Genomic DNA, 26,511 nt, shown 5'->3' on the forward strand with positions numbered 1-26,511 from the left:
ACCGGTCATGATGCCTCACCGGGCGGGCGGATCTTGACTTTCGGCAGTGTTGCGGCCCGGCGGCGGCTGGGTAGCGTTGCGCGTCGTGCGAATGCGTGGCGGATGGGGGCGGCTGGCCGAGGTGCTGGCCGGGGTCGCGCTGATCGCCTTGACGGCCTACGAGAGCCACCGCAACCCGGCACCGTGGGAGCTGCTGGCCGGGCTGGTGACCATCACCGTCGCGGTGGCCACGATCCGGCGCGCGCCCCTGCTGGCGCTGGGCGCGGCGACGGCGTCCGGCCTGGCGATGGTGTTCGACTACGGGGGCCGGGTGCCGCTGTGGCCGGTCGGCCTGATGGTGCTGACGTCGTTCCTCGCCGGGCGCAGGCTGGACCGGGTCGGGCCGGCGCTGGCGGTGTTCGGCGGTGTGGTGGTGGTCGGGTTGCCGGTGACGCTGCTGGCCGGTGGCGGTACGGACTGGGCCGCGCTGGTCGGGTACGTCTCGTTCGCGGCCGCGCTGCCCTGGCAGCTGGGCCGCTACGTGCGGCTGCGGGAGGAACTGGCCCGCACCGGCTGGGAACGGGCCGAGCAGTACGAGGTCCAGCAGCGGATGATCGCCGGTGAGGCGCGGCTGCGGGAGCGGGCCCGGATCGCCGGGGACATGCACGACTCGCTCGGGCACGAGCTGAGCCTCATCGCGTTGCGGGCGGGTGCGCTGGAGGTCGCGCCCGATCTGGACGAACGGTACCGGGGGGCGGCGGCCGAGCTGCGGCGCAGTGCGGCGGCCGCCACCGAACGGCTGCACGACATCATCGGCGTGCTGCGGGAGGCCGACGACGCCGCGCCGACCGACCCGGCGGACGGCGCCGTCGGCGATCTCGTCGGCCGGGCGGCCGCGTCCGGGCTGGTCGTGCGCCTGGACGGCGAGCTGCCCGGGCGGGCGCCGGCGATGGTGCGCCGCGCGGCGTACCGGGTGGTGCAGGAGGCGCTGACCAACGCGGCCAAGCACGCGCCGGGCGCGGCGGTGACCGTGACGCTCGCCGGGGACGACGACGAGACCGTGGTGACCGTGGACAACCCGCCGCCGCCCGCGGGGCCGCTGCCGGGCGCGGGCGGCGGCAGGCGGGGGCTGATCGGGCTGCGGGAGCGGGTGCGCCTGCTCGGCGGCACGTTCGAGGCCGGACCGGCCGACGGCGGTTTCCGGGTCCTGGCCCGCCTGCCGCACGCCGCCGCCCCGGCCGAGGAGGAGCCGTCGGAGCCGTCGCGGTCGGCGGCCGAGCGGGCCGACGTCCAGCGGCGGGCACGCCGCACACTGGCCGTCATGGTCGCGGTGCCGGTGGCGGCGCTCGGTGTGCTGACCGGCGTGAGCGTCGTGGCCTACACCTACGACTACGTCACGACCAGGCTGGACCCCGCGCAGTTCGACCGGCTGCGGCCGGGACAGCCGCGGGCCGAGCTCGCGCCCGTCCTGCCGGACCGGCAGCAGCGGTACCGGCCACGGGACGTCGCGCCGGTGCCGCCGCCGGGAGCGGTCTGCGAGTACTACGGCACCGGGGCGGGGTTGTTCGAGTTCAGCGAGTTCAGCTACCGGTTGTGCTTCCTCGACGGCCGGCTGGTGAGCAGGGACCACATCGACGGGCGAAGGGACACGCAAGGGTGATCCGGGTACTGGTGGCCGACGACGAGCCGATGATCAGGGCCGGGGTGGCCGCCATCCTCGGCGCGGACCCCGGCATCGAGGTGGTGGCCGAGGCCGACGACGGGCGGGCGGCGGTCGAGGCCGCGACGGCGAACCGGCCGGACGTGGTGCTGCTGGACATCCGCATGCCGCGGCTGGACGGGCTCGCCGCGCTGGCCGAGCTGCGCCGGGTGCTGCCGGACGTCGCGGTGATCATCCTGACGACGTTCGGCGAGGACGACTACATCGCCCGTGCGCTGACCGACGGCGCGAGCGGCTTCCTGTTGAAGGCCGGCGACCCGCGAGAGCTGATCACCGGCGTGCGTGCCGCCGCCGAGGGGGCGGCGTTCCTGTCGCCCAAGGTGGCCAAGCGGGTCATCGAGCACCTGCCCGCCGGCCGGATGAGCCGCGGCGCGAAGGCACGGGAGCAGGTCGGGCAGCTGACCGAACGCGAGCGGGAAGTGCTGGCACTGCTGGGCTCCGGTCTGTCCAATGCGGACATCGCCGGGCGGATGCACGTGGTGGAGGGCACGGTCAAGGCCTACGTCAGCGCGATCCTGGGCCGGCTCGGGCTGCGTAACCGGGTGCAGGCGGCCGTCCTGGCCCACGAGGCGGGGCTCGTCGAGGACTGACGGCCGCCCGCACCGGTCAGGCGTCACGGCGGTTCAGCACCGTATGGCCCACCGCCAGTGCCAGTACCGCCCAGCCGCCCGCGACCAGCAGGCCCACCGGCGGCGGGTAGGGCGCCACACCGCCGAAGAGCGGGTTGGGTGCTCCGGCGTCGATCATCGCGTTCATCCCGCCGATGCCGGGAAACCCGTGCGCCAGCTCGGGCATCCCCATCGCACCGGCCAACATCGGCAGCATCATCAGCAGCAGGAACACCGCCGTGATCGTCCCGGCCGTGCTGCGCAACGCCGTGCCCAGCCCCAGGCACAGCAGGCCGAGCAGCGCGAAGTACGCACCGGCGGCCAGGGACGTGGTCAGCACCGACCCGGCGGACACCGGCACGCCGTTGCCGCCCATCAGCGGCACCGACAGTCCCTGCGCCACGAGCGTGACCGCGACACCGAGCACGGCCAGCACCGCCGCCAGCACACCGCCCTTGGCGGCCAGCATCCGCCGGCGGACCGGGACCCACTGCAGCGTCGACCGGATCGAACCGCTGGCGTACTCGGTCGTGATCGCGAGGGTCGCCAGCGACACGACCGCGAACTGGCCGAGGTAGAACACCGCGCCGACCGCGATGCCCTGCGCCGACAGATCGTCGTCGCCGTTGATCCGGACGGTCAGTGCGGCCATGGCCGCGTACCCGAGCACGAGCACCACCGCGGCCACCAGGCACCACCAGGTGGACCGCAGCGAGAACTGCTTCGTCCACTCCGATCGCACCGCGTTCATCGTCGTCGCCCCTGCCATCAGTGCACCCCCGCGTACTCGGTCTCGTCCGCCGTCAGCTCCAGGTAGGCCTGCTCCAGCGACGCGCTGTGCTCGGCCAGCCCGTGCAGCAGCACGCCGGAGCCGTGTGCGGCCTCGCCGACCGACTCCACGCCCGCGCCACGCACGGCCAGCTCGTCGCCGTGCGCGGTGACCAGCGCGCCGGCCGCCCGCAGCCGGGCCGCCAGGACCTCACGGTCGGCTGCCCGCGGCAGCCGCACCCGCACCTCGGCCGCCGAGTTGGCCGCGATGAACTCCGCGACGGTCGAGTCGGCCAGCAGCCTTCCCCTTCCGATCACCACCAGCCGGTCGGCCGTCAGCTGCATCTCGCTCATCAGGTGGCTGGACACCAGCACCGTCCGCCCCTCACCGGCCAGCGACCGCATCAGCTGCCGCACCCAGCGCACCCCGTCCGGGTCCAGGCCGTTCACCGGCTCGTCGAACAGCAGCACGGGCGGGTCGCCGAGCAGGGCACCGGCGATGCCCAGCCGCTGCCGCATGCCCAGCGAGTAGGTGCCCACCCGCTTGCCCGCGACGTCGGACAGCCCCACGGTCGCCAGCACCTCGTCGACCCGGGTGTCGGCCAGGCCGTTGCTGCGGGCCATCGCCAGCAGGTGCCTGGCCCCGCTGCGCCCCGGGTGCACCGCCGCGGCGTCCAGCAGGGCACCGACCTCCCGCAGCGGGCAGGCGAGCCCGGCATAGTGCCTGCCGTTCACCGTCGCCGTTCCGGTGTCGGGCCGGTCCAGACCCAGCACCATCCGCATGGTGGTGGACTTGCCCGAACCGTTGGGCCCGAGAAAACCCGTCACCGTCCCGGGCGGGATGTCGACCGTCAGCCCGTCGACCGCCGTGCGATCCCCGTACCGTTTCGTCAGTTCACGTAGCTTGATCACGGTGGCTCCTGCTCTCCATGACCTCGACGCTACGAACCGCGAGCCGCCCGCACATTCGCCTAAAGGCGACGGTTACCCCCGACTTTCGTTACCGCCTTCGTGCGGCGCGGGTCACCGGACGGCAGAATGCGGGCATGGGCACTACCGCGACACGGCGCGTCAACCTCCTGGACTGGTTCATGCTCGCGCTCGCGGTGTTTTCCGTGGTGCTGCTGGTCTACGTCACCTTCTGGCCGCACTCCGACGCCACCGCCCACCGGATCTTCGTCATCGACGCGGCGATCTGCGGAGTCTTCGCGCTGGAGTTCCTGTGGCGCTGGCACAAGGCGGGCTGGGAAGGCAAGTTCCCGCTGCGCAACTGGTACGAGATCCTCGGCATGATCCCGATCGCGCACCCGGCGCTGCGCGGATTCCGGCTGCTGCGCCTCGTGGTCCTGATCGTGCGGCTGGCCCGCACCGCGGACCGCGCGTTCGGCGAGCGGTTCACCCAGCGCATGGTGGAACGCATGTCGCGGCCCATCGTGCTGGCGATCAAGAAACCCATCACCATCGCGGTCATGGACGAGGTCGTCAAGGTGCTGGAAACCGGCAACTACCCGCAGAACCTCGCCCGTTCCCTCGGCGAGAACCGGGAAATGCTGCGCAGCATCATCACCGAGAAGATGAAGGCCGACCCCGCCGCGGGCAGGCTGTCCCGCCTGCCGTTCCACGACGAGATCGTGCGTTCCGTGGTGGACACGGTCATGCGGATCACGCTGGACGTGCTCACCGATCCACGCATCGACGACTTCTTCGCCCACGTGGTACGGGAGAACCGCGAGCAGATCCGGCACGCGGTGCAGCTCGGGCTGCACGAGGAGGACGAGTCCGACGAGAAGGTGCGCGAGGAACTACCGGCACCGCCGCTCGGCGCCGTGCGTTAACGCCGTTTCGTCCGGTGTGTCGGCTCGGCCGTCAGCGGGTCCTCCGGCCACGGGTGCTTCGGGTAACGCCCGCGTAGTTCCGCCCGGACCGCCGGATAACCGTTGCGCCAGAACGATTCCAGGTCCGCGGTGACCGCGGCGGGACGGCCGGCCGGTGACAGCAGGTGCAGCACGACCGGGACCCGGCCGCCCGCCACCCGCGGCGTCGCGGTCCAGCCGAACGTCTCCTGCAGTTTCACCGCCAGCACCGGACCGTCCGCGTAGTCCACCCGGATCCGCGAGCCGGACGGCACGGTGATCCGCTCCGGCGCCAGCTCGTCCAGCCCGCTCGCCTCCGGCCACGGGAGCCGGGTGCGCAGCACAGCCGTCGCGTCCACCTGGCCGGGGTCTGGTATCCCAGACTCCAGCCACTCGTCCACAGTGGACAGTAGGGCGGTATCGTCGACCGGCGGCCACGGTGGGCCGAGGACGTCGTGCAGGAAGGCCATGCGCTGCCGCAGCGAGACCGCCTCGGCAGGCCAGCGCAGCAGCCCCAGACCTTCCCGCCGCAGGCCGTCGACGACGGCGGCCCGCACCAGCTCCGGCGCCGGCCGGGCGAGAGGCCGCTCGGTCAGCGTGATCGCGCCCAGCCGGCGGACCGACCGGGCCCGGACGCCACCGTCCACCCAGGTCACCTCGTCGGTCTGGGATACCAGACTCGGTGCGGCGGCGACGGCCAGCTCCGCGTCGGCCCTGGCGGCGAGCCGGATCACCGCCTCGCTGCGACCGGGGTCGCGGGTGGCCTCGGCCACCGCCAGCCACTCGGCGTCGGCGAGCCCGCTGCCCTGCGGCAGCACCGCGGCCGTGCCACCGGCCATCAGGTACACCGCCGACCCGGCCGCCCGCCGCCGGGCGAGCCGCTCCGGATAGGCCAGCGCGACGACGGCCGCGGTGTCTGGCCGGCCAGACACCGACACGAGCCGCTCCAGCCGGCCGGCCTCGCGTCGCCACCGCCTGGCCTGCTCGTCACCGGCTGACCGCAGCCTGCGCAGCTCGGCCTCGACGTCGGTGAGCTGGGCGCCGCCGTCGAGCAGGGCCACCACCTCGGCGGCGCAGCGGCTGCCCGCCCGTTCCGCGCCGTCGAGCAGCGCCCTGGCCAGCCGGGGATGCAGGCCGAGCCCGGCCATGCGCCCGCCGCGTTCGGTGATCCTGCCGTCGGCGCCGGTCGCACCGAGGTCGTGCAGCAGGGCCCGCGCCGCTGCCAGCGGGCCCTCGGCAGGCGGGTCCCACCAGCTCAGCCCGCCACCGTCCGGAGTGGACCAGCAGGCCAGCTCCAGCGCCAGCCTGCCCAGCTCGGCGGTGCGGATTTCCGGCTCCGGGTACGCGGGCAGCGTCGCGTGCTCGGCAGCGGGCCAGCAGCGGTAGGCGACGCCCGGCGCCTCCCGGCCCGCGCGCCCGGCCCGCTGGGCCGCCACGGCCGCCGACACCCGCACGGTCGCCAGGCCCGGCAGCCCCCTGCGATGGTCCACTCTCGGCACCCTGGCCAGGCCGGAGTCGACGACGACCCGCACCCCCGGCACGGTCAGGCTCGATTCGGCCACCGCGGTGGCCAGCACCACCCGCCGCCGCGGCCCCGGCCGCAGCGCCGCGTCCTGCCGTGCCGCGGGCAGCCGCCCGTGCAGCGGCAGTACGTCCACATCGGACACCCCGGCCAGCAGGCTTGCGGTACGAGCGATCTCGCCCGCGCCGGGCAGGAACGCCAGCACGTCACCCTCGTCCCCGGCCAGCGCCGCCCGCACCGCCCTGGCCACGCACGCCTCGATCCGCTCGCCCCGGGCGGGCGGCAGATGCCGGTGCTCCACGTCGAACGTGCGCGCGTGCGCGGTCACCACCGGCGCCCCGCCGAGCAGCGCCGCGAGCCGGTCGGCCGCGACGGTGGCCGAGGTCGCCAGCAGCCGCAGGTCGGGCCGCAGGCCCTCGCGCACGTCCAGCAGCAGGGCGAGCAGCAGGTCGGCGTCGAGGTGGCGCTCGTGGCACTCGTCGAGCAGCACCGTCGACACGCCGGGCAGCTCCGGGTCGCCCTGCAGCCTGCGTACCAGCAGCCCCGAGGTGACCACCTCGATCCGGGTGTCCGCGGACACCTTCCGGTCGCCGCGCACCGCGTAGCCGACCGTCCGTCCCACCGGTTCACCCAGCTGGGCGGCCATGCGTGCGGCGGCGGCCCGTGCGGCCAGCCGGCGCGGCTCGGCGACCACCACGCGGCCCGCGCCGGTCACCAGCGCCGGCGGCACGAGCGTCGTCTTGCCTGTGCCGGGCGGAGCGACCAGCACCGCGGTGCCGTGGGCGTCGAGTGCGGCGGTCAGCTCGCCGAGTACCTCGGTGACCGGCAGCGTCACTGCTCGGTCACCGCCGGGGGAGGCGGCAGCTGGTAGCCGGACGGGCCGATGTTGCGCTGCAGGGAGTCGTGCCAGGCGCCGCTGCTGATCATCTTGCGGATGGCGTCGTTGACCGCCCGCTGCCCGTCGGTGTCGCCCTTGCGCAGGCCGACGCCGTACCGCTCGCCTGCGAACGGCTTGCCCACCACGCGCAGCAGCTCCGGATGGTCCGCGGCGAACCCGGCGAGGATCACCCCGTCGGTGGACACGGCGTCGACCTGGCCGGCGAGCAGGGCCGTCACGCAGTCCGGGTAACGCGGGTACTCCACCAGCTCGGCCGTCTGCGCGAACCGGTCCTTGACCATCTGGGCCGACGTGGTGTTCGGCACCGCGCAGAGCTTGCGGCCTGCCAGCGTCTCCGGCCCGGTGATGTCCGGGGACGTGGTGCGGACCAGCAGGTCCTGGCCGGTGTCGAAGTACGGCCCGGCGAACGTGACCTGCTGCTTGCGCGCGTCGGTGATCGAGTACGTCGCCACGACCAGGTCCACCACCCGCTCGGCGAGGTCGGTCTCGCGCCGGACGGTGGGGATCTCCCGCCAGGTGATGTCGTCGGCGTCCACGCCGAGCTCGCCCGCGACGTAGGTGGCCACGTCCACGTCGAAGCCGACCAGCCGCCCGTCCAGCGTGCGCTGGGAGATGCCGGGCTGGTCGAAGCGCGTGCCGATGACCAGCGTGCCGCTGTCCCGGGCACGGCCGACCACGGACTCCGGGTCGGCCGAGGGCGAGCAGGCGGCCACGGCGAGCAGGATCACTCCGGTGATGACGTGGATCACCCGCATAGGGACTCCCACCTCACGCTGTCTTCTCAGGGGCGCTGGCTAGCCTAGGTGCGTGCGGCGACCGACCCCCCGAGTGCTCGACGGAGCGGGCACCGTCGTGCGGCTGGGGCTGGCCGCCGTGTGGCTGGTGTCCGGTGCCATCAAGGTGTCCGACCCCGGGCAGACCTACATCGCCGTGAAGGCCTTCGACGTCCTGCCGGCGGGCCTGGTCGGGCCGGTGGCCACGGCGTTGCCGCTGGTGGAGCTGGTGCTCGGGCTGCTGGTGCTGGCCGGGCTGTTCACCAGGTGGGTCGCCGTGGCGTCGGCGGTGGTGCTCGTGGTGTTCATCGCCGGGGTCGTGCAGTCCTGGGCACGCGGGCTGTCCATCGACTGCGGCTGCTTCGGCGGCGGTGGCGAGGTGGCGCAGGGCGAGACCCGCTACCCGGAGGAGATCGCGCGCGACGTCGGTTTCCTCGCGCTGGCCGCGTGGCTGACCGTCCGGCCGAGGACCTGGGCGTCGGCCGACGGCTGGATACGGAAGGGACGCGCCGAGCCGGAGCCGGCCGACGAACCTGTGAAGACGGAAAGGACCTGAGACCGGTGGGTGGAGCGGAGCGCAACGCTCGCAAGCGCAAGCAGGAGCAGCAGCAGCGATCGGCCGGTGCGAAGGCTGTCTCGAAGGCGCGTGGCGGCGGTGTCAACACGCGGATGGTCGCGGCCGTCGTCGGTGTCGTCGTGCTGGCCGCCGCCGTCATCGGTGGCGTGATCTGGACCAACTCGTCGAAGAACGAGACCGAGGGCCAGACCATCGCCACCGGCCAGCCGGCGGGCAACGTCGCCTCGGTCAGGGAAGGCGTCGTCGTGGTCACCGGCAAGCCGGACGCGAAGGCCACCATCGACGTCTACGCCGACTTCCTGTGCCCGGCGTGCGGCCAGTTCGAGAAGACCTACGGCCCGCAGATCCACGAGCAGGTCGAGGCCGGTGCGCTGCGGGTGCGCACGCACATGCTGCCGATGCTGGTCGAGCAGTCCGACCCGCCGGGCTACTCGCTGGACTCCGCCAACGCCGCCTTGTGTGCCGCCGACGACGGCAAGTTCACCCAGTTCCACGACGCGCTGTTCCACTCGCAGCCCGAGGAGGGCAAGCGCGGCTACGACAAGGCCCAGCTGATCAAGCTGGGGCAGGACCTGGGCATCACCAACGCGGCCTTCCCGGCCTGCGTCAACGCAGGCACCTACAACCAGCAGCTGACCGCCGAACTGGCCAGGGCGCAGAACGACCCGGGCCTGCAGCGGGACTTCCCGAACGGCCGTCGCGGCTTCGGCACGCCGACCGTCGCGGTGGCCGGCAAGGCCATCACGCTCGACCAGGACTGGCTGACGAAGGTGCTCGCCGCACCCCAGCCGTGACCTGCCGGTTTCGCCCCTCCGGGTACCCCGCGTCGGCTAGGCTGAACGCGGGCTACGAGGAGGGATCGTGGACGGCACACCACACAGAGGGTTCCACGTCAACGAGGGGACCTACGAGAACTACGCACGCCAGATCGACCCGGCGGGCGAGGAGATCCGCGGCGCGAGTTCGAAGCACGTCGCACCCAACGCCAGCGTCGGCGGCGACGGCTTCTCCGCACTGGGGGACGAGACCGGTTTCAGCAGCGCCTACGCCAGCCGTATGCAGTCGCTGCAGGAGCGGCTGGGCAGGGTCGCGGGCAAATGGGGCGAGATGGGTGACGCGGCCAGGCAGACCGCGGTCAACTACCAGGGCGTCGAGGACGACCAGGCCGAGACGGTGAACCGGATCGGCAGGGACATCCAGTGACCTACGAGACCGAACAGGTTCTGCGGACGGGCCTGGACACCAACACCCAGTTCGCCAGCAAGGTCGCGCGCAACACCGCGGGCATGACGAGCGCCGTCGACGGTCAGGCCGCGTTGCGGACCCAGCTGGACGGCGTGCACGGCAACGTCTCGGCGCAGCGTGCCAACCTGGCGGCGAACAGCTCCGGCCACGCCACCGACAACGCCACCAACACCTCGGTGAGCCTGGAGAAGGAGGTCACCGACCTGCTCCAGGAAAGCGCCGAGATCGAGAAGGCCGTCGCCGAGGCCGCCGAGATCCTCGACGTCGCCGACATCAAGAACCAGCAGCTCCGCGAGGAGATCATCCAGCGGATCAACACCGACATGAAGGCGATCGCCGCCCTGCGGGCCTCCAACAAGGAGGACGCGAAGGGGCAGATCGCCAAGATCATGGCTGCGCTGGTGGCGTTCGTGGAGGAAAAGAACGGCGAGTCCGCGACCGTCGCGGCCAGCGCCCAGACCGACCTCACCACGACCGCGACGAAGCTGGCCCCGCCCGCCAGCAACCCGGGTACCGGCGGCAACAACGGCGGTTCCGGTGGCACGGTCGTCGGCGGATCGTTCAACAGCAGGGGTGGCGGCCGCCGCGGTGGCGGTGGTGGCGGCGGAGGTGGCGGCGGTGCGCGCAAGCCGCGGCTGCCGGTGGCCATCCCGCCGCAGCCGGGCACCGGTGTCGACGTCAACCTGCCCGACGGCAGCACGGTGAAGGCGCCCAACGAGACGGCGGCGAAGGCCGTCCGCGCGGCGTTGTCCAACCTGGGGGTGCCCTACGTCTGGGGCGGCACGTCGCCCGGCGTCGGGCTGGACTGCAGTGGCCTGACGATGACTTCCTACGGCGAGGCCGGGCTGGAGATCCCGCGCAAGTCCAACCAGCAGACGGTCGGGGCGGAGGTGCCGTCGATGGACCAGCTGCTGCCCGGTGACCTCGTCGTGTGGTCCGGGCACGTGGCCATGGTCATCGGCAACGGCCAGATGATCGAGGCAGGCGACCCGGTCCAGGTCGGCCCGATCCGGACCACCAACGCCGGGCAGTCGTTCATCGGGTTCTACCGCCCGACGGGCTGACGCTAATCTGCCGGAAGGAACTGTTGGGAGGGCCGCTGGTGGCGGAGTTCGATATCGGCCAGGAGGCCGACCGGTTGTCGCGGGAGATGGACCGGGTGGGGGAGCAGGCCGGCGGCGCGATCGCGCGCAGCGGCCCGATCGTGGGCAGGGCGGAGACCGGTGACGGCGCGTTCGCCGTCGAGGTGTACCCGGGCGGGCGGCTGAAGAGCGTCAAGCTCACGCCGTTCGCCCTGCGCAGCGCTCCCGAGGTGATCGCGCGGCAGATCGTGGAGCTGTCCGACCGGGCCACCCGGCGCGCCAGCGACCGGATGTACCGGACGCTGGCGCCCGTGCTGGGCAGGGACGCGGACCGGCAGCTGAAGACGATGGGCTTCGAGCCGCTGCCCGACGACGACGAGCGCGGCTACGGCGGAAGGTGACCACGGTGGTCGACGAGATACCCATCCACAACACCACCCAGCAGCTCATCGAGCAGACGCGGGCGCGGCGGGAGGCCGTCGCCCAGGTCGAGCAGCTGATGTCGCAGGCACGGGGCAAGGCACACGACGTGGACAACACGATCGAGGTCACCGTCGACGCGCTCGGCAAGCTGGTCGACCTGTGGCTGGCGCCCACCGCGGCGAGCTGGGGTGCGCCCCGGCTGGGTGAGCTGATCGTCGAGGTGGCCGAGATCGCGCACACCGAGGCCGTCCAGGACAGCTACAACAAGGTCGCGCTGGCCCTGGGCGACGACATGACGCTGATGATCGAGCAGATCTCCGGCCAGCGTGCGCCGGCCCGCAGGGACGACGACGACCCGGGGATCACCGTCGAGGAGTTCCAGCGGCGCCGGGAGGAGCGGCTGGCCAGGCAGGCGCCGCAGCCCGCGCGGCGGGAGCCTGTCCAGGAGGAGGACGACGACCTGTACTCGTTCGACCCGGCCTCCCTGCGGTCCGACCGCTGACCCACCCCCGCCGTGAGGGCGGGACGGGGGTCATGTACCGTGTACATGTCCGAGCCGGGGAGTTCACCTCCCGGTCCGGAGCGGTACAACCTAGGGGCTATGGCGCAGCTGGTAGCGCACCTCACTGGCAGTGAGGGGGTCAGGGGTTCGAGTCCCCTTAGCTCCACCGCAGGTCAGAGGCCCTTTCCGACTCTCGGAGAGGGCCTTTCTGCTACCCGTACAGCAGCAAAGTACAGCAGTAGGGCTCATCCGAGGGCATCTCCCAGCTTCTTGAGTCCGGCACGGGTAGCCTCATCCGACACCTCGGTGTAGATCTCCATCGTGAGACCGAACTGGGCATGCCGGAGAATGGCCATGGCCACCCGAGGGTGCACGTCAAGATCGGCCAGTAGCGACCCGCAGGTACGCCGACCGTCGTGCACACTGATCTTCGGAACCCCAGCCTTGACGATCCGAGCATCCCATGCGCGGTTGAAGTTGCGGGGCTCGATTGGGCTGCCCAGCCTGGTGGTGAACATCAGGCCGTGTTCTTCCCACGCGTCACCGGCGGCCTGCCTGTCACGCTCGCGCTGGGCCAGACGATGCTGGAGCGCACTGCCCACGATCGAGGGGAACGGCAACGAGGGGTTGTCGGACTCTGCGGTCTTGGTTTCTCGATGGAGTAACTTGCCACCTACGCGCTGTAACTGCCAGCCGATGTCGAGTAGCTGATCATCAAAGTTCGGCGCGTCCTTTGGCAACCCGAGCGCTTCACCCTTGCGAAGAGCTTCGACCAGGACCAGCACGTACGCCGCGTACAGCGGGTCATCATCCTCTTTCGCCGACGCCAAGAATTGACGAGCGTGTTCGCTGGTCCAGCGGCGTCGCCTCTTGCGTCGCACCTGGGGAATCTTCACGGCGGTTGCCGGGTTGCGGCTGATCAGCTCTTCGTCAATAGCGCAGTTGAAAATGATGCGGAGGCGCCGTTTCAGCTCGTACAACGTGGACGCTGTTGGATAGTCTTCACAGCACGAACCCTTTGCGCAGCATCGCTGCTTTTTCTTGGAGCGAGCCGCGTCTTTTCCCTGTGCGCAACACTGACAGGTGCGAGCTGTACTATTGAACCACTGCTGTAGATCACGCGTGGTCATCTTGAGCTTCTTCTTGCCGAGCCCAGGCGTGAAGTAGATACGCGCAAAGCGTTCGTAGTCTTCAACAGATTTTGGTGCAAGATTAGGTCGGACAATCTCCCGGATGTAGTAGTCCAAATACGCGCCGAACAGTGGAGTGCTGGTAACCATCGGCCCCTTGGTAGCCTGGTCTTTCAGCTTAATCCACTTCTCGTGAACATCATCCCATGTGGCTCCGTAGACGTATTTGCGTCGGGAAAGCCCCTCGGGTGTTGTCACCCAAGCGTAGGCGGCATAGCCATTCTTGTACGGGTAGATGGACCCTTCGCCGTTCGATCGGCCGCGAGACTTACTCATCGTCCAGCCCCTGTTCCTGCACTCGTCTTTCTATGTACTCGTCAACCCATCTGGGTAGTATGCGTCGATGGCGCCCATCTTTGACTGATCGAATATCACCTTGAGCGATCAGCATCTTAGTTTTGGAGAGACCGAAACCGAGCAATGCGGCTACCTCGGTCGCTGTGTACCACTTCCTTTCCAGGATTCGCGTAGTCATGGTGACTGACCTCCTTTCTGTAGTTTTGTCAGGCAGTCTGCTGCAACGCGAATTCTTGCTTGCGAGTGTTGCGGTACTCGCGTGCTTTGGCCGCTGCGCTTGCGGCGAGTTCGGCGTCTCCGAGGGTGAGCCAGCCGGTACCGGCGTAGGCGAGTTCGCCGATGACGAGGGTGGTGTCCTCATCGAGGTGTTCGGTGGTGCGGTGGCCGGACTGTCGAAGTAACTGTTGACTGCGTTGGTGGACGCGCCGGATGTTCTTGAGCGCTTTACGAGTCGGCCCGTAGCGGCGGGATCGGGTGGTGAAGTGTCCGCCGAATCCGAGCATGTGCGCCCAGCGGCGGAGTTTGCCGTAGGTGTTGGTCCAGTCGTCGTGTTCGTCGGGGTGGGTGTCGCGGTTGTGTGGGTTGGCGCCGATGTCCCAGCAGTGGGCGATGAGGGTGCCGATGTGGGTTTGGTAGTCGGCGTAGCGGGCGATGGTGTCGGGGGTGATCCGGCGGGCGATGAAGCCGGTTGTTTCGGTGGATTTGGTGGCGTACTTGGCGACGTATCCGGCGACCATGCTTTCGGTGATGTCGGCGCCGTCGACGCGAGCGAGGGGGCGGTTGACGAGTTGGGTGCCCCACGTGATGGTCCAGCCCTCGGGGTTGGCGGGGTAGAACCGGCTTCCGGGGTGCGGGGGTGTGCGGAAGGCGGTGGTAGCCGCGGCTTGGGCGATGAGCTGGTCGAGGTGGGCGGCGGTGAGAGTGGCCGGCGGGGGAAGGATGGCGTCCGGGTTGCCCGGGTCTCGTTGGTCGAGCCGGATGATGGCATGGAAGTGGACGAGTCCGCGTTCCTGGTACTCAGCTACTTTGCCGAAGCTGATGTCGAGTTTAACGCCGTGCTGTTTGCCCAGGCGGGAGGCAAGACGGCGCATGGTCTGTGTGGTGCGTCGCCAGAGTTCGGGGGCGAAGGCGTTCCAGACGGCGTGTCCGGCGTAGTCGTAGCACTCGGAGCACAGGGGCTTGCCGATGGCGTGGGAGCCTTCTGTGTGTCGCTGTGAGCACCAGGTGGGCCGTCCGTGGGGGCAGAGGGTCATGGAGCGGCGCATGCGGCAGGGTTTGACGCGTCCGGTCTTCTTGTCGACGGCGCGGGAGTGGACGGCGCCGAAGGATGGAGCGGTGAAGGTGGCGAACACGGCGGGGTGGTGGGCAACGGTGTCCGGGGTGCCTTTGCCGCCGACGAGTCCGGCTTTGATCATGTGGAAGGTGTCGGCGCGGTAGAGCTCTGCGCAGGCGGGGCAGACTTCGGCGCGTCGGTTTCCGCAGGGGATATACAGCACTCCATCGGGCATGGTGCCGGTGGAGCGACTGGCGAGAACTTCGCCGGTGGTGGTGTCGATGGTGTGGAGCTGACCGGTGAGCCGGATGGGCCGGATGCAGCCGTTGACGGTGCTGACGTGGTGTTGCCACTGGTGGTAATCGTCGCGTGCGGCTCGGTCGGTCGCGGTGGTGCGGGCAGACCGATCACCCTCACCAACAACCTCGGTGCGCAGTGCCGCGATAGGGCGTAGCGCGTCGAGGACGCCGGTGAGGGTGGGCTCGGCCTGCATGGTGCTCACGACTAGCTGTTCTCTCCGTTCCGGGTTACCAGGCGAGTGCGGGGAAATGCCCGTGGAAGTAGTCGCGTGCGATGGCTTCGGCGCGGGCTCGGATCACGGCGACTTCATCGGCGGTGCGGCGGGTCTGCCAACTGGTGAGGTCTCCGTTGAAGGCCACTTCGGCGTGGATCGCGTCCATGGGGCTGACCTGTCCGGGCTCGAAGTTGTCGCCGAAGGCCGCGAGGTAGGAACCGAGGGCGTCGACGATCTGTCGGGCGGTGAGGTCATATCCAGGTCCCCACAGGAACACGGGCTCGCTTGGGAGTGCGGTACCGGCAGGGGCCAGTGTGGTTAGTGTCGCGGTCATGGTGGTGTCCTTTCTCGACAGTGGTGTGTCAGTTGAGGAGTGACGAAAGGAAGGAGCCGACGGCACTTCCGGCGTCCCCGAGCCACGTTCCGATGTCGGACGTGGTGTCTGCGGCTTGCAACGGCTGCTTGATCACGAAGACCAACAACAGGAGTGCGACGAAGGCTGCAACGAGTTTGGGGAGGATTCGCTTGCTATGCATGGGATTTCCTTCCTAGTGTTGTTGTTGGGCTTGACCAACACTCCGATCACCAGGGCAGGCGTTGCGGGTGTCCTGGTGACCAGAGAGATGATCAAGTGGCTTGGGAATCGGCCGGCAAGCTTGTGCTATCGGTGGATGTCGTTGCTGACGAGCTTCGCCAGTGCTGAGGCGAGCCCCAGGACAACGACGGGGATGATGGCGACGAGCATGACGATGGGCCACGGTGCGCGGGTGTATCCCGCTGCCGACATGAGGTGGTAAGCCACTTGGGCAACAGCGCCGATAGCCAGGCTGGCGATGGCGGAGGTCCGGGCGAATCGGAGTGTTCTGTTGCTACGTGGTTTCGTCTTGGTGGAACGTGACTTGGTGGCTGGGGTGATCCCGAGCCAGACGTGGAGTGCGTACGCGGCGTAGGCTTCCACGGACAAGGGGAGGACTATCGCGGTGTTCAGGCGAAGGTCATCCCAGATGCCCGGCAGGAGCTGGATCACGCCGAATCCGGCCATCTGACCGAGTCCGACCCATCCGGACCACACGGCTACTGCGGCACCAAGTCCGATGATGAGCAGTGGCCATGGTCTATGTGGACGCTTCGATGTGGGCTTCCGGGTGGTGGTGAGCTTCTGCTTGACCGTGGCGGCTTTGCGCTTCACCGGGTTCGAGCTCGACGGCTCTGCCTTGTTGCCGTTGACGTGGGCAGGTGTGCCGTTGTTGTTGGCCTTCTCCTTGTCCAGTTCGACAAGTGCTTCATAGACGGCGCGCTCAGTGGCCCTGGTCTGTCGGGCAAGTTCGGCGCGGTCGGGACGTGGCTGTCCATTTTGGTCAGCAATGGCGAGAGCGGTACGTACACGATCACGAACGGTTTCCATGATCGTCAGTTCCTTTCGGGTGCTAGAAGGTTGGGGTGACATCTGAGGCAACGGTGAGGCAGACCAGGGCGAACGTGGCTACCTAGGTGGTCATGACTTCCCCTCTTCCTCTGCGAGGGCCGAAGCCATGTCGTCGATACCGATGCCGAGGTGTTCGCAGTGTTCGGCGACGTAGGTCATGGCGACGATGACAGGCAGAGCTACGCTGATCCGAATGTCGCTGTTCACACAGTCAGCACAGACAGTGCAACAGAGCACTCCCAGTGGTGTGGTGAACGTGGCAACGCCTAGGTTGTCGACTGAGTGGCAGAGCTGACACTGTGCGCCGAGAGGGCAGTTAGTTGTGTTGTCAAGATCCATCGGATTCTCTTCCGTGGTTTTCGGAGCGAGCCTCAACAGGTCTCGTTCCCATTGCGGCAAGTCTTCGATCAGTCTGAGGCGGTTGATTTCGCCTTCGGCTTTGCTGAGTTCTGAGAACACGTTGATGAGGTCGTTGCGGGCATCGTGCAAGGCGTTTTCCGCACGTTCAATGGACTCTCCCGGGTTGGAACCCTGTGAGTCGTAGTACTCGGTGGGATCGAACTCCGTGAGAACAGGCACTGTGTCCAGGAAGTCGCGGACGGCACTGATGACATCGATGAGCGCCATGATCGGGTAATAGATGTCCGGAATGGATGAAGCCGGGCGAACAAGGCCGTGGATGGCCTTTCGGATCAGGTCACGGGCTTGCGTCAACTGGTCGATAGCTAGTTTGTCCATTGTGGTCTCCCATCTAGCTGGGTTCGGTATGACGGTTGGTTCGGCCGCCACCCCCACCACCAGGGCTCGTGATCGGGCTCTGGTGGTGAGAGTCACGAACGAAGGGTTCAGAACAGTGAGGTCTGGTCGCGGCAGCTTTTGCACAGCCGGGTGCCGTACTCGTCACAGGAGAACCGGACCGTGCAGTGGACGCAGATGCGGTCGTGCTTGGTGCGGCACTGTGGACAGGTAGTGAGTCCGGTGCCGTCTTGCCGATAGAAGACTCGGCAGTCGGTGCATCGGCGGATGCCGGGCATGTGGTGACGTTTGCCGAGCCGGATCTGGTTTGTGGCATAGCGGAAGTACTCATCGGTGATGCGGACGGTCATCGTCGTCGCCTCCCGCAGCCTGCTCGGTAGTGTCCTGTGTGGGACGCATGGGGTTGACGCCCATGCGGTTAATTTCGATGAGCCCTGCGACGATGACGGTGATGCCGATGACGGCAGCGAGGGTGAGCAGGATGGTGAGGATGGTGTTGACCTCGGGAACCACAGCGGACAGAACACCGAGTGCGCATCCGATGGCTACGACGATGATGAAAATGGTCCTATCGCTGACATTTCGGTCCATTTTGGGCACACTCCTTCTGTGCGACGAATAGCGGTTCTATTCGCCGTTAGCGGTAATTGGTTATGGGACTGAATTTAGACGGTGACGAGCGCGGGGACTCCGGCTGTTCCGTCGTCATCCGGGTAGTGCGTGCGGATGCTGCGTGCGTGCGCGACGATGGCGCGGATATCAGCGTCGGTGAGGTAGGCCGCTTTGAACCGTTGTGGTATCCCGCCTTCGGCGAGTAGCCAGCCCACGCCGACGGACAGGGGATCGATGGTTTTGGCGGAGTAGCCTTCACCGGCCCAGCCGACCGACAGGATGATGTCCGACGATGAGTCGGTGGTGCAGCGGAACGCCACGCGGTAGCCGAACAGGTCCCGCAGGCTGGTCGGGATGATGTCGGCGCTCGGTCGTTGGGTCGCGGCGACGGTGATGATCCCCGCGGCTCGACCCCTCGCAACGATGTCGCGCAGGATGCGGATGAAGTCTTCGCGCTGTTCCTTGGTGCCGTAGGTGGCGGAGAACAGGGCGAGTTCGTCGATGACGAACAAGATGACGTCCAGGCCGTCATCACGGGTGATCTTGCGTCGACCGGCTTTGCGGAGCATCGCGTAACGGATGTCGAGCTCGTGCTGTAGCTGAGCCAATCGATACAGGGCTCGTTCCATGTCGTTGCCGACAAACACATCAGCCACGGGGCGCCACGGGTCTAGTTCGACTTGCTTGCCGTCGAACAGCCACAGACGGCAGTCGGTGGACAACGCACCGTGGGCCACGATGGTGTTGACCAGCGAGGACTTGCCCGAGCCGGGTTCACCACCAGCGATGATGTTCTTGTACGCCAGCCTGACCCGGACTTGCCGGCCGTTCTCATCGATCCCGAAGTGCATCGGGTCATAGATAGATAGTCCCGATACCGGGATAGTGGGGGTGGCCCCGCCAGTGCGGCGGGGTCCACGTCGGTTAAACATAGTCAGTCACATCCATTCCACCGAACCCCTCCACAGCAGGGGTTGAACCGGTGCTGTTGTTGGTGTTCTTGGATTTCTGTGCCTGCCCACGCTCAGCACGGGGCTGAGTGGCCGTGGCTTGTCGGACCTCGGAGGCGACAGCATCACGTCGGGGCAGTGGAACGACCCGACCGTCATCGACGGTGGTTGCCGGGTCGATGTGATCAAGCACGTCCGGAGCGAGCTGAGCGGACTCCAGAGGGTCTCGACGGATGATGTGCAGGACCACCAGCGCGGCACGCTTGCGGCTGGGTTCGATCCGGCACTCCCGTGCCCAACAAGCAGCGGCGAGCTTGCTCGACACCTGTTCGATGTCGTTGACCGCTAAGCCAGCGGGCAGCCATACTCGGATGCGCTCCCCGACCGGGGTAGGTCGTGACCACAGCAGATACGGCAGAGTGCCGTCATAGGTCATCGTCCAGGTGGACCGGAAGCACGCTCGGGTGCGATGCCGGGACAGCACACACCAACAGCGTCGGGTGACATACCGGCGAACCGGGGCAACCCCGACAACCAGCACGATCACCCCGAAGAGGGTGGCCCACAGCGCCCATTCGGGTAGGTGAGCTGTCAACCACAGGTAGACCAGCACCACCAGGGTCAGGACGAACAGCTCGGCACGAGCCCGCACGATCCGGCCGACCAGGGAACCCAACCAGGTTCCGCGAGGGTGCATGATGAATTCGAAGCCGCCTGTACGGGCGGTTTGGTGGACACGCGCGCCACGGCGACGCATACGGCTAGACTTAGCCATAACTCACCTCCAGTGAGTATGTGTGAAAAGAGAGGTGGCACAGGGCCGAAGTTCAATCCGCCAAGATCAAAATTCTCGGCCCTGTGTCCACCGACGAAACCTCTAATGATCGGTCAGGATCGCTCCGGTTAGTTGAAGACCCTCAATAGTGACGGTCTTCAGTTCACTACCAGACTCCGAGAAGACATACGCGGAATACGTGATGCTGTACCAGGCCATCAGGACGCGATAGTCTCGGCACAACCCCTCATACTGAGCCCACAGATTCGCCTTCTCTTCGAACGTGGTGGCCTCACGGCACCACTGCCCAACCTGATCAACTAACTTGCCCAAGTTGGTCATCGCAGCGAACTGAATATCGCTTTGCTCCAACAGTTCCTCAGCCGACAAACCCTTAGCGCTGAGAACGATCTGACGGTCATCCATGGCTACTCCTATCGAGTACCAGTCCAAATGATCAGGAGTCAGCCTTACCCGACCGCGAAGTCGCAGCAGTAGGAACAGCGTTCACGGCACGCGCACGAAACGCGACCTTCGGCCTTCCGTCCGAAACCCACGGCATAGCCTGCAGACCCTCGATCGTCACCGACTGCCGCTGAGTCAACTCGGGCGGGTTATCAGTCGCCACAGTGACCAGCACAGTCTCAGATCCGTCCTTTGTCCAGGCAACGAGCTGAACGGCGTGCAGAGGCAGATTAGTCCCACCCTGCTTGTCTCGACGCTGATTCCCTTCCCTGTCAAAACGTGGCTCAAAAGGCTTCGCCACCTGAAAATCCACACCAGACGTGTCAATGATCAGATCCATGATGCTTCCTCCAGTTGAGGTGAATCGGTTTCTTCGGTTGATCCCCGTCAGCGGGAACAACACCAAGGAAACCGCAGTGAACCGGGACACATCACGGCTTGACGGGACACTTCGGGACGTCTTAGGCTTGTCAAAACGTCCCGATCCGTCCTGGAGGTGTCCCGGTGGCGAACGAGCGACTGCGCGGCTGCATCTCGGCTTCCGGGCTCACCATCGAAGCTGTAGCAGCAAGGATTGGCGTCAACCAGAAGACAGTCGAACGTTGGATCAGTACTGGCCGGCTACCTCACCGGGGACATCGATGGAAGGCGGCAACCCTGCTGGGGCAGGATGAGACGTACCTGTGGCCCGAACTGCAGAAAGATCCTCAAGTCCAGCTTGCTTCGCAAGCTGAGTTCGTTCAGTTGTTTCCACATCGTGGTGCCGTGCCGCACGATATGTGGAAGAAGCTGGTGGACGACCTGACGGATGGTCTTGACATACTGGTTTACTCTGGCCTCTTTCTTCTCGACACCAGACCCGACATCACAGAAGTCCTCGCGACAAAGGCTGTCGATGGTGCGCGGATTCGAATCCTTTTCGGAGATCCGGAATCTGACGAAGTGATAAGGCGAAGCGAAGAGGAAGGAATCGGGCGCGCCGGTCTTCCGGGGCGAATCAACACGTCATTAAGCTACCTGTCTAAGGTGACCGAAGTCCCTGGTATCGAAGTTCGTTTGCACTCGACTATTCTATACAATTCGATCTATCGTAGCGATTCTACGATGCTGGTAAACCCGCATGTCTACGGGTTCGGCGCCCCTTTTAACCCGGTTATGCATCTGCAGCGCGTTCCTGGTGGGCGCATGTTTGACCACTATCAGGAAAGTTTCGAGCGCGTGTGGGAAACTGGAAAACCTTACGAAGCGACCAGGTGAATTGGAGCGACAATGGCTCGCATTGATTACTTTAACGACCCAAAGGCGCCAAAGGCAAACAGTGTGGTTCCGTCGGTGACGGTCGCAGTTTTGAACAATGACGGTAAAATTTTGCTAATCCACAAAGTTGATAATGATCTTTGGGCTTTGCCTGGTGGTGGACATGACGCAGGGGAGTACATTGCCGATACGGCTGTGAGGGAGGTCTTGGAAGAAACGGGTATCCAGGTAAAGGTAACCGGCCTGGTGGGGTTGTACACGAATCCGAATCACGTGATGAGGTATGACGATGGCGAAGTTCGTCAGCAGTTCTCTATGTGCTTCAGTGCCGAGCTGATAGGCGGCGAAGCCCGAGAGGATGGAAGCGAGACAAAAGCCGTTAGGTGGGTCGACGTGAACAAGCTAGATGAGCTCAATATCCATCCATCAATGCGTCTGCGTATTGATCACTTCTTGGAGAATCGCAGCCAGCCCTACATTGGCTGAATCTAAAGAACTAATGCTCGCGCACAAGTGCGCGCTGAACGCAGACTTCCATCGGGCCTGCGGCTTTTAGCCACGTACGGTGAACGGGGTCGGTGGACGGATAGCGTGCAAAGATCTCCGCTATACGTTCCTGGAAGGTCAACGATTCACCACTGGGACCGGTTGTCAGATCGGCTGTCACAAGTGCGTCCATCACTGGGCTTTCTTCGAGCTCGAATTCAGAAAGCTCGTCAATCAGGCCGCGCTCTTGAGCTTCGAAGCGAGCGCCGGAGTGATGTGCTACCAGGTTGACGATTCTGCGCGGCCAGCCAATGTCCCGAAGGTAACGAGCCCCATCCAGCGGGTGAAAACCGGTCTCCGCTAGCTTTGGCGAGTAACCGATATCGTGAAGCCAGGCAGCGCTCACGAGGTCAGAACGATCGCTCTCCGGAACCGTGGCGGCAAGACGGATGGCTGCACGTGCTACGGCTTGGACATGAAGCCAGCGACGCCCTAGCGGGGCGACAAGATGTGCCGCTTGTCCCATTGCGCTCGCTACCAAGTCGTCAGGCTTCATGCTCACCCTCTCACCGTACTACCCGAGGGTGTGATGACTTTCTATACGTCTTCAAGCCGCTCCCACAGGTCGCGGGGCGGACGCGCGCCGAACAGGCACGAGCTCGACCCTCCGCTTCGCTTCGGGATCGAGCCCTCTGGCGGCCTACGGCGAACGCGCCGCTCCATGTAGGAGCAGGCAGAACCGTTGAAAGATCATCTTGTGTTGATGTCGATCTCACGGAATCATCCCCGCTGGCCGCAAGTGTCTTACGGGAACGGCCGGCATCAACCCCGCTTCGCGCCCGATCGCGCCGGTGGTCACTCTCTGTGCAACGGTTCAGGTGGCAAATGCTCACCCAGCGCGATCGGGGTTCCGGGTTGACACCGACCGTCCCCGTTAAGGCGCGGCAAGGACAGCGGCGATGGCGACGCGACGGCGATTTGCAAATGCGATGAGTAACGGGTTCAGGTCCCGTTACTCGCCTCGTCAGGAACCGAGTGGTGGGAACCGTCCTCGATGGCTGGCAGACGTGTCCCCATTGGGGACAGTAACGGCCCTCGCGGGGACATGTCAGAAGATCAACATGTCGCGAGCGCTGGGCTTGAGTAACGGGACTTGAACCGGTGGCAGCCCTAGTGCGGCAGCTCGGGGGTACAGCAGCAAAGTACAGCAACGTGCCTGACCTCCGATGGTCCTGACTGATCATCATGACCCAGTGACCTGCGTAAACACTCCTTGCTGGACCTGCTGCCTAGCCCTGGCAGTGAGGGGGTCAGGGGTTCGAGTCCCCTTAGCTCCACAGATGGCAGGCTCGTGCTCGCGGAGAGCGCGAGCCTTTTCTGTTCCGCGTGTCTTGTGGGGGCGCAGCCCCCACACCCCGCTCGGGGGCAAGCCCCCGAACCCCCACGCGTGGTTGCGTTGATCTGGTCGGTGTTCGAGTAAGCCCCCTAAGGTCCACAGCTTTCATGATCGCCCGATCTGCGTGTTGCCGCAGGTCGGACGTTGTTTTTTGGCTTGCCGAATTTGTCCACCATGGACTGTACTTTAGTTACTGTTCAGTAGGTGGGGGCACCGCTGGGGGCTGGAGGACCTACTGGGAGGTGTTCGGGTGGATGGCGTTGTGCTGATGTCGGATGTGCGGGTCGCGGCGGTTCCGGTGCGGGATTGCGGGGAGCCGCTGTGCAGTGTCCGGCGGGACGGGGTGATCGCCGTTGATGCGCGCAAGCGTGATGAGCGGGATGCCTTCGCGCATCTGAGGGAGGGGGGCGGTTGCTGACTGCACAGGAGGGCCGCTCTCGTTACAGCGCTTCTACTTCGAGCGTTACGCCGGTGAGCTGCGGGCCGAGCATCCAGAGTGATGTTCCAGTTCACGTTTCCACTCTGTCGAGGAGTTGGGTGAGCGGTGACAGCGCAGGTCGGTGGGTTCACTTCACCTATCGCGTGCGGCTTTGAGTTGCTCGCGGGTGAGCATGTGCCGTCTGGCCAGTCTCGTTCGACGAGGACGATCAGGCCTGGTGGTGCGTCGTCGGAGATGGTGGCGGCGGGGGCGGTGAAGTCGTCGGGCAGGGGCGCTGTCGTCGACGTCTACCGGGCCGGCGGCCAACGTCAGGTGCTCGTCACTGACTGAGCCGTTCGCTCGGAAGTCCGCCAGGAGGCGCAGGTCGGAATCCCGGTGGGTGAACGCCAGTCCCGAGGAGAGCGAGGGCGCGTCACAGGTGCGGCCTCGCTGCCGACCTGACCGGCGCGGCCGCGGGCGGGTGGCTGACGCGGTGCGCGGCGGTGACTATCCAGCCCGGAATACCAGGGATGGCAGTCCCGCCGTGACCCGCGCCCATGACGTCATGCCGTGGCTTGCTGATGTGCGTCCGATGCCCCGGGTTCTTCGCCGTCCGTTGGGCCGTGGGGTACGATCAGAGCCAGTGTGAAGACATCGCCAGCCTGTTTCAGGGTGGCCTTTCCGCCCGCCCTCGCTGCGCGCTCCTGGATCATGATGAGCCCTGAGCCACCGCTGATAGGCGCCTCCTGTTTGGCGCCGTTGTTACGTATCGCGAAGTGATACAGTCGCTCCTCGTCGCGCAGAACAATTTCGCACACCGTCGCGTCACTGTGCTTCAGAATATTCGTGGCGGCCTCGCGCAGGGTCCATGCCAGAATTTCGGCTGCGGGGCCGGACGGTGCGACAGCGAGGTGGAGACGACAGTTGACTCCCGCGGCTTCCAGCAAAGTGATCGCGCTGCCCAGTTCCCGTTCGAATTCGGTGCCGAGATTGTCGTGTGCGATCGAGCGGATGCTTCGCAATGTATCCTTGGCGGCGTCGAAGACGCCACACATCTCCTTGTGCGCACCTTCCGGATCCGTCGGCATGAGTCGTTGAGCCAGCTCGGTCCGCAGCATGATGGCGACCATGCTCTGACCGACTTGATCATGAAGCAACTGCGACATCTTACGCCGTTCCTCGGCGGCGGTGAGGCGCGTCACCTCGTTGCGTGCGCTGTGCAGCTCACGGGTCACGGCGACCACGCCGGCAAGCGCGTGTACGGCGACTCCCACGACAAACCACATCAGCGAGACGACAACAATCACACTGAAAACGGACATTTGACTGGTGTCGATGATGAACGTGAGTTGCGACGGTGCATCCGGGCCGTTGGCGTAATGAAAGCAGTAAACAACGAGTATCGCCGCATATCCGAGCCATGGTCGAAAGCCGGGCCATAAAATCAGAAATAACCAGCCAAGCATAAACTCAGTCGGATGGGCGTATGGGTACAGCCATAGCTTCGCGACGGCAACCAGTAAAGCCTGGCTGCCCAGCAAAGAGATCTGCAGCCAGCGGGTACCCGTCGCCGCCTTCTCGGTCAGCCCGAGCAATAGCACACCCAGCATGAGCGTGAACACGAGGAGTGTGAGAACACCGTGCAGTACCCCATAGAGGCGGAATGCCCACTGTGTGACGGGGAAGAGTTCGCCTGCCAGGACGATACCCACAATGGCTGCCTGGCTCCGGAGACTGTTCGACCAGGTACGCCTGCGCCAACCTTTGGCCAGAGACGAGCGATACACGGCGTTCCCCAAAAACCTCGAAGTCAGGGTGACCGCCGGACGCGGTCGTGGGTGAGGGTACGCTCCGGCAAGCAAACCCCCATCTGGTAACCCAGCTCACGGGGCACAAACCCCCCTACAGAGTGAAACCTGGGAGTCGCAGTAAGACCCGGCCGCCCGATCGGCAGGCGGTGTCGCCATTCGAGTTGTACTTTCATTGGTCTGCGATGCGTCTCGTAACTGCGGTGACGACATTCACCCAGATAACTTGCAACCTGATCGGGTGAAATAGCAACCTGCGAGCGGCAACGGCGGTTCTCCGTTCCTCGCCCGTCCTTACTCTGGGAACGAGAAAGGACGGCGACATGATCAGAATCCTGCTCGTGGAGGATCAGCGAGTACTCAGGGAAGCCTTGGTCGCCCTGCTCTCCCTGGAGGACGACATCAAGGTCGTCGGCACCACGGAGCGGGGTGACGAAGTACCCGGACTGGTGGCTGCCACCGACCCGCACGTGGTCGTTCTCGACATCGGGCTTCCGGACGTCAGCGGACTCACCGTGGTCGCGCAACTCCGGGAGGGGCATCCCGCCATCCGGGTCCTCCTCCTGACCTCGTTGGACAAACCGGGAACCGTGCGCGAGGCGCTGACCCTGGGGGTGAACGGCTTCCTGCCGAAGGGTGTTTCGAGTCAGGAGCTGATCACGGCGATACGTCAGATACATGCCGGACGCCGCGTCATCTCCTCTGAGCTGATGTCCGATGCGCTGTCGGTCGGTGACAACCCGTTGACCGCTCGGGAGCGACAGATTCTCCAGCTCGTCGCCGACGGCACGCCGCCTCCGGACATCGCACGCCAGCTGTATCTGGCCGAGGGAACGGTACGCAACCACATCACCCGGATCATCGGTAAGCTCGCTGCGCGAAACGTCACCGAATCCGTACGCGTTGCGGTCAGGCAGGGCTGGATCTGACCCGGACCG

30 protein-coding genes and 1 tRNA gene are annotated in these 26,511 nt (G+C 66.3%); 13 read left to right on the top strand and 18 right to left on the bottom strand.

The features are described from left to right. Positions 1 to 91 precede the first annotated feature (91 nt). Positions 92 to 1,639, top strand: a complete 1,548-nt coding sequence (locus EWH70_RS36500) for a sensor histidine kinase (protein ID WP_205669164.1) — start codon at positions 92 to 94, stop codon at positions 1,637 to 1,639. Further along, positions 1,636 to 2,289 (top strand): response regulator, encoded by a 654-nt coding sequence (locus tag EWH70_RS18290; RefSeq protein ID WP_130476665.1) that lies wholly within the window; start codon positions 1,636 to 1,638, stop codon positions 2,287 to 2,289. The genes EWH70_RS36500 and EWH70_RS18290 overlap by 4 nt, the downstream gene beginning before the upstream one ends. A 16-nt stretch (positions 2,290 to 2,305) precedes the next feature. Here the strand turns inward: EWH70_RS18290 and EWH70_RS18295 are convergent, their stop codons facing one another. Continuing rightward, positions 2,306 to 3,076: an ABC transporter permease gene (locus EWH70_RS18295; protein WP_240687052.1), complete on the bottom strand. Its 771-nt coding sequence runs from the start codon at positions 3,074 to 3,076 to the stop codon at positions 2,306 to 2,308. Beyond that, on the bottom strand, positions 3,076 to 3,987 hold the full coding sequence (locus EWH70_RS18300) for an ABC transporter ATP-binding protein (RefSeq protein WP_130476666.1): 912 nt from the start codon (positions 3,985 to 3,987) through the stop codon (positions 3,076 to 3,078). The genes EWH70_RS18295 and EWH70_RS18300 overlap by 1 nt, the downstream gene beginning before the upstream one ends. A 134-nt stretch (positions 3,988 to 4,121) precedes the next feature. On the opposite strand from EWH70_RS18300, the gene EWH70_RS18305 reads away from it, so the two are divergent. Continuing rightward, complete coding sequence (locus EWH70_RS18305; protein ID WP_130476667.1) at positions 4,122 to 4,910, top strand: ion transporter; 789 nt, start codon at positions 4,122 to 4,124, stop codon at positions 4,908 to 4,910. On the opposite strand, the gene hrpB is transcribed toward EWH70_RS18305, so the two are convergent. Both hrpB and EWH70_RS18315 read right to left on the bottom strand, forming a co-directional pair. Further along, complete coding sequence (hrpB, locus tag EWH70_RS18310) at positions 4,907 to 7,285, bottom strand: ATP-dependent helicase HrpB (RefSeq protein WP_130476668.1); 2,379 nt, start codon at positions 7,283 to 7,285, stop codon at positions 4,907 to 4,909. The two genes, EWH70_RS18305 and hrpB, sit on opposite strands and share 4 nt — an antisense overlap. Next, on the bottom strand, positions 7,282 to 8,103 hold the full coding sequence (locus tag EWH70_RS18315; protein WP_130476669.1) for a glutamate ABC transporter substrate-binding protein: 822 nt from the start codon (positions 8,101 to 8,103) through the stop codon (positions 7,282 to 7,284). The genes hrpB and EWH70_RS18315 overlap by 4 nt, the downstream gene beginning before the upstream one ends. A gap of 52 nt (positions 8,104 to 8,155) precedes the next feature. On the opposite strand from EWH70_RS18315, the gene EWH70_RS18320 reads away from it, so the two are divergent. The 7 genes from EWH70_RS18320 to EWH70_RS18350 all read left to right on the top strand — a co-directional run bounded on the left by EWH70_RS18320 (position 8,156) and on the right by EWH70_RS18350 (position 12,116). Further along, positions 8,156 to 8,677, top strand: a complete 522-nt coding sequence (locus EWH70_RS18320) for a MauE/DoxX family redox-associated membrane protein (RefSeq protein ID WP_130476670.1) — start codon at positions 8,156 to 8,158, stop codon at positions 8,675 to 8,677. Positions 8,678 to 8,682: 5 nt separating this feature from the next. Continuing rightward, complete coding sequence (locus EWH70_RS18325; protein WP_130476671.1) at positions 8,683 to 9,492, top strand: DsbA family protein; 810 nt, start codon at positions 8,683 to 8,685, stop codon at positions 9,490 to 9,492. Between the two features lie 67 nt (positions 9,493 to 9,559). After that, positions 9,560 to 9,901, top strand: coding sequence for a hypothetical protein (locus EWH70_RS18330; protein ID WP_130476672.1), 342 nt, complete (start codon positions 9,560 to 9,562; stop codon positions 9,899 to 9,901). Beyond that, positions 9,898 to 11,007, top strand: coding sequence for an NlpC/P60 family protein (locus EWH70_RS18335; protein ID WP_240687053.1), 1,110 nt, complete (start codon positions 9,898 to 9,900; stop codon positions 11,005 to 11,007). Before EWH70_RS18330 ends, EWH70_RS18335 begins: the two co-directional genes overlap by 4 nt. A 38-nt stretch (positions 11,008 to 11,045) precedes the next feature. Next, positions 11,046 to 11,426 (top strand): YbaB/EbfC family DNA-binding protein, encoded by a 381-nt coding sequence (locus tag EWH70_RS18340; RefSeq protein ID WP_240687054.1) that lies wholly within the window; start codon positions 11,046 to 11,048, stop codon positions 11,424 to 11,426. Positions 11,427 to 11,431: 5 nt separating this feature from the next. After that, positions 11,432 to 11,950, top strand: a complete 519-nt coding sequence (locus tag EWH70_RS18345; protein WP_130476673.1) for a YbaB/EbfC family DNA-binding protein — start codon at positions 11,432 to 11,434, stop codon at positions 11,948 to 11,950. Positions 11,951 to 12,043: 93 nt separating this feature from the next. Further along, positions 12,044 to 12,116 (top strand) — tRNA-Ala (locus tag EWH70_RS18350). A 79-nt stretch (positions 12,117 to 12,195) separates the two neighbouring features. Here EWH70_RS18350 and EWH70_RS18355 read toward each other — a convergent pair. The 12 genes from EWH70_RS18355 to EWH70_RS18410 form a co-directional block, all read right to left on the bottom strand. Then, positions 12,196 to 13,416, bottom strand: a complete 1,221-nt coding sequence (locus EWH70_RS18355) for a site-specific integrase (RefSeq protein WP_130476674.1) — start codon at positions 13,414 to 13,416, stop codon at positions 12,196 to 12,198. Further along, a complete protein-coding gene (locus EWH70_RS36505; RefSeq protein WP_130476675.1) occupies positions 13,409 to 13,615 on the bottom strand; it encodes an excisionase family DNA-binding protein in 207 nt (68 codons plus the stop codon). Before EWH70_RS36505 ends, EWH70_RS18355 begins: the two co-directional genes overlap by 8 nt. 28 nt (positions 13,616 to 13,643) lie before the next feature. Next, positions 13,644 to 15,203 (bottom strand): replication initiator, encoded by a 1,560-nt coding sequence (locus tag EWH70_RS18365; protein ID WP_338078590.1) that lies wholly within the window; start codon positions 15,201 to 15,203, stop codon positions 13,644 to 13,646. A gap of 34 nt (positions 15,204 to 15,237) precedes the next feature. Continuing rightward, positions 15,238 to 15,558, bottom strand: a complete 321-nt coding sequence (locus EWH70_RS18370) for a hypothetical protein (protein WP_130476676.1) — start codon at positions 15,556 to 15,558, stop codon at positions 15,238 to 15,240. Between the two features lie 327 nt (positions 15,559 to 15,885). Then, positions 15,886 to 16,629: a hypothetical protein gene (locus tag EWH70_RS18375; RefSeq protein ID WP_130476677.1), complete on the bottom strand. Its 744-nt coding sequence runs from the start codon at positions 16,627 to 16,629 to the stop codon at positions 15,886 to 15,888. Between the two features lie 90 nt (positions 16,630 to 16,719). After that, positions 16,720 to 17,388: a hypothetical protein gene (locus tag EWH70_RS18380; protein ID WP_130476678.1), complete on the bottom strand. Its 669-nt coding sequence runs from the start codon at positions 17,386 to 17,388 to the stop codon at positions 16,720 to 16,722. 107 nt (positions 17,389 to 17,495) lie between these two features. Next, the gene (locus EWH70_RS18385) at positions 17,496 to 17,756 is read right to left on the bottom strand and encodes a hypothetical protein (protein ID WP_130476679.1); all 261 of its coding nucleotides are present in this window, start codon (positions 17,754 to 17,756) and stop codon (positions 17,496 to 17,498) included. Next, the gene (locus EWH70_RS18390; protein WP_130476680.1) at positions 17,734 to 17,997 is read right to left on the bottom strand and encodes a hypothetical protein; all 264 of its coding nucleotides are present in this window, start codon (positions 17,995 to 17,997) and stop codon (positions 17,734 to 17,736) included. Before EWH70_RS18390 ends, EWH70_RS18385 begins: the two co-directional genes overlap by 23 nt. 74 nt (positions 17,998 to 18,071) lie before the next feature. Further along, positions 18,072 to 18,869, bottom strand: a complete 798-nt coding sequence (locus EWH70_RS18395) for an FtsK/SpoIIIE domain-containing protein (protein ID WP_240687055.1) — start codon at positions 18,867 to 18,869, stop codon at positions 18,072 to 18,074. A gap of 73 nt (positions 18,870 to 18,942) precedes the next feature. Then, complete coding sequence (locus tag EWH70_RS18400) at positions 18,943 to 19,644, bottom strand: hypothetical protein (protein ID WP_130476682.1); 702 nt, start codon at positions 19,642 to 19,644, stop codon at positions 18,943 to 18,945. A gap of 201 nt (positions 19,645 to 19,845) precedes the next feature. Continuing rightward, positions 19,846 to 20,169: a hypothetical protein gene (locus tag EWH70_RS18405; RefSeq protein ID WP_130476683.1), complete on the bottom strand. Its 324-nt coding sequence runs from the start codon at positions 20,167 to 20,169 to the stop codon at positions 19,846 to 19,848. Between the two features lie 31 nt (positions 20,170 to 20,200). Further along, positions 20,201 to 20,548, bottom strand: coding sequence for a hypothetical protein (locus EWH70_RS18410; protein WP_130476684.1), 348 nt, complete (start codon positions 20,546 to 20,548; stop codon positions 20,201 to 20,203). 164 nt (positions 20,549 to 20,712) lie between these two features. Here EWH70_RS18410 and EWH70_RS18415 point away from each other — a divergent pair, with 164 nt between their 5' ends. Both EWH70_RS18415 and EWH70_RS18420 read left to right on the top strand, forming a co-directional pair. Beyond that, on the top strand, positions 20,713 to 21,465 hold the full coding sequence (locus EWH70_RS18415) for a helix-turn-helix domain-containing protein (RefSeq protein ID WP_130476685.1): 753 nt from the start codon (positions 20,713 to 20,715) through the stop codon (positions 21,463 to 21,465). Between the two features lie 12 nt (positions 21,466 to 21,477). Further along, positions 21,478 to 21,951: an NUDIX hydrolase gene (locus tag EWH70_RS18420; RefSeq protein WP_130476686.1), complete on the top strand. Its 474-nt coding sequence runs from the start codon at positions 21,478 to 21,480 to the stop codon at positions 21,949 to 21,951. Positions 21,952 to 21,961: 10 nt separating this feature from the next. Here EWH70_RS18420 and EWH70_RS18425 read toward each other — a convergent pair whose 3' ends face one another. Further along, on the bottom strand, positions 21,962 to 22,507 hold the full coding sequence (locus tag EWH70_RS18425; RefSeq protein ID WP_205669179.1) for an HD domain-containing protein: 546 nt from the start codon (positions 22,505 to 22,507) through the stop codon (positions 21,962 to 21,964). A gap of 1,821 nt (positions 22,508 to 24,328) precedes the next feature. After that, positions 24,329 to 25,477, bottom strand: a complete 1,149-nt coding sequence (locus EWH70_RS18430) for a sensor histidine kinase (protein WP_130476687.1) — start codon at positions 25,475 to 25,477, stop codon at positions 24,329 to 24,331. Positions 25,478 to 25,896: 419 nt separating this feature from the next. Between EWH70_RS18430 and EWH70_RS18435 the strand changes: the two genes are divergently transcribed. Then, positions 25,897 to 26,502, top strand: coding sequence for a response regulator (locus tag EWH70_RS18435; protein WP_130476688.1), 606 nt, complete (start codon positions 25,897 to 25,899; stop codon positions 26,500 to 26,502). The last annotated feature ends 9 nt before the right edge of the window (positions 26,503 to 26,511 follow it).

The sequence above is a fragment of the Amycolatopsis suaedae genome, from assembly GCF_004214935.1.
In the GTDB taxonomy this organism is placed as follows: Bacteria; Actinomycetota; Actinomycetes; order Mycobacteriales; family Pseudonocardiaceae; genus Amycolatopsis; species Amycolatopsis suaedae.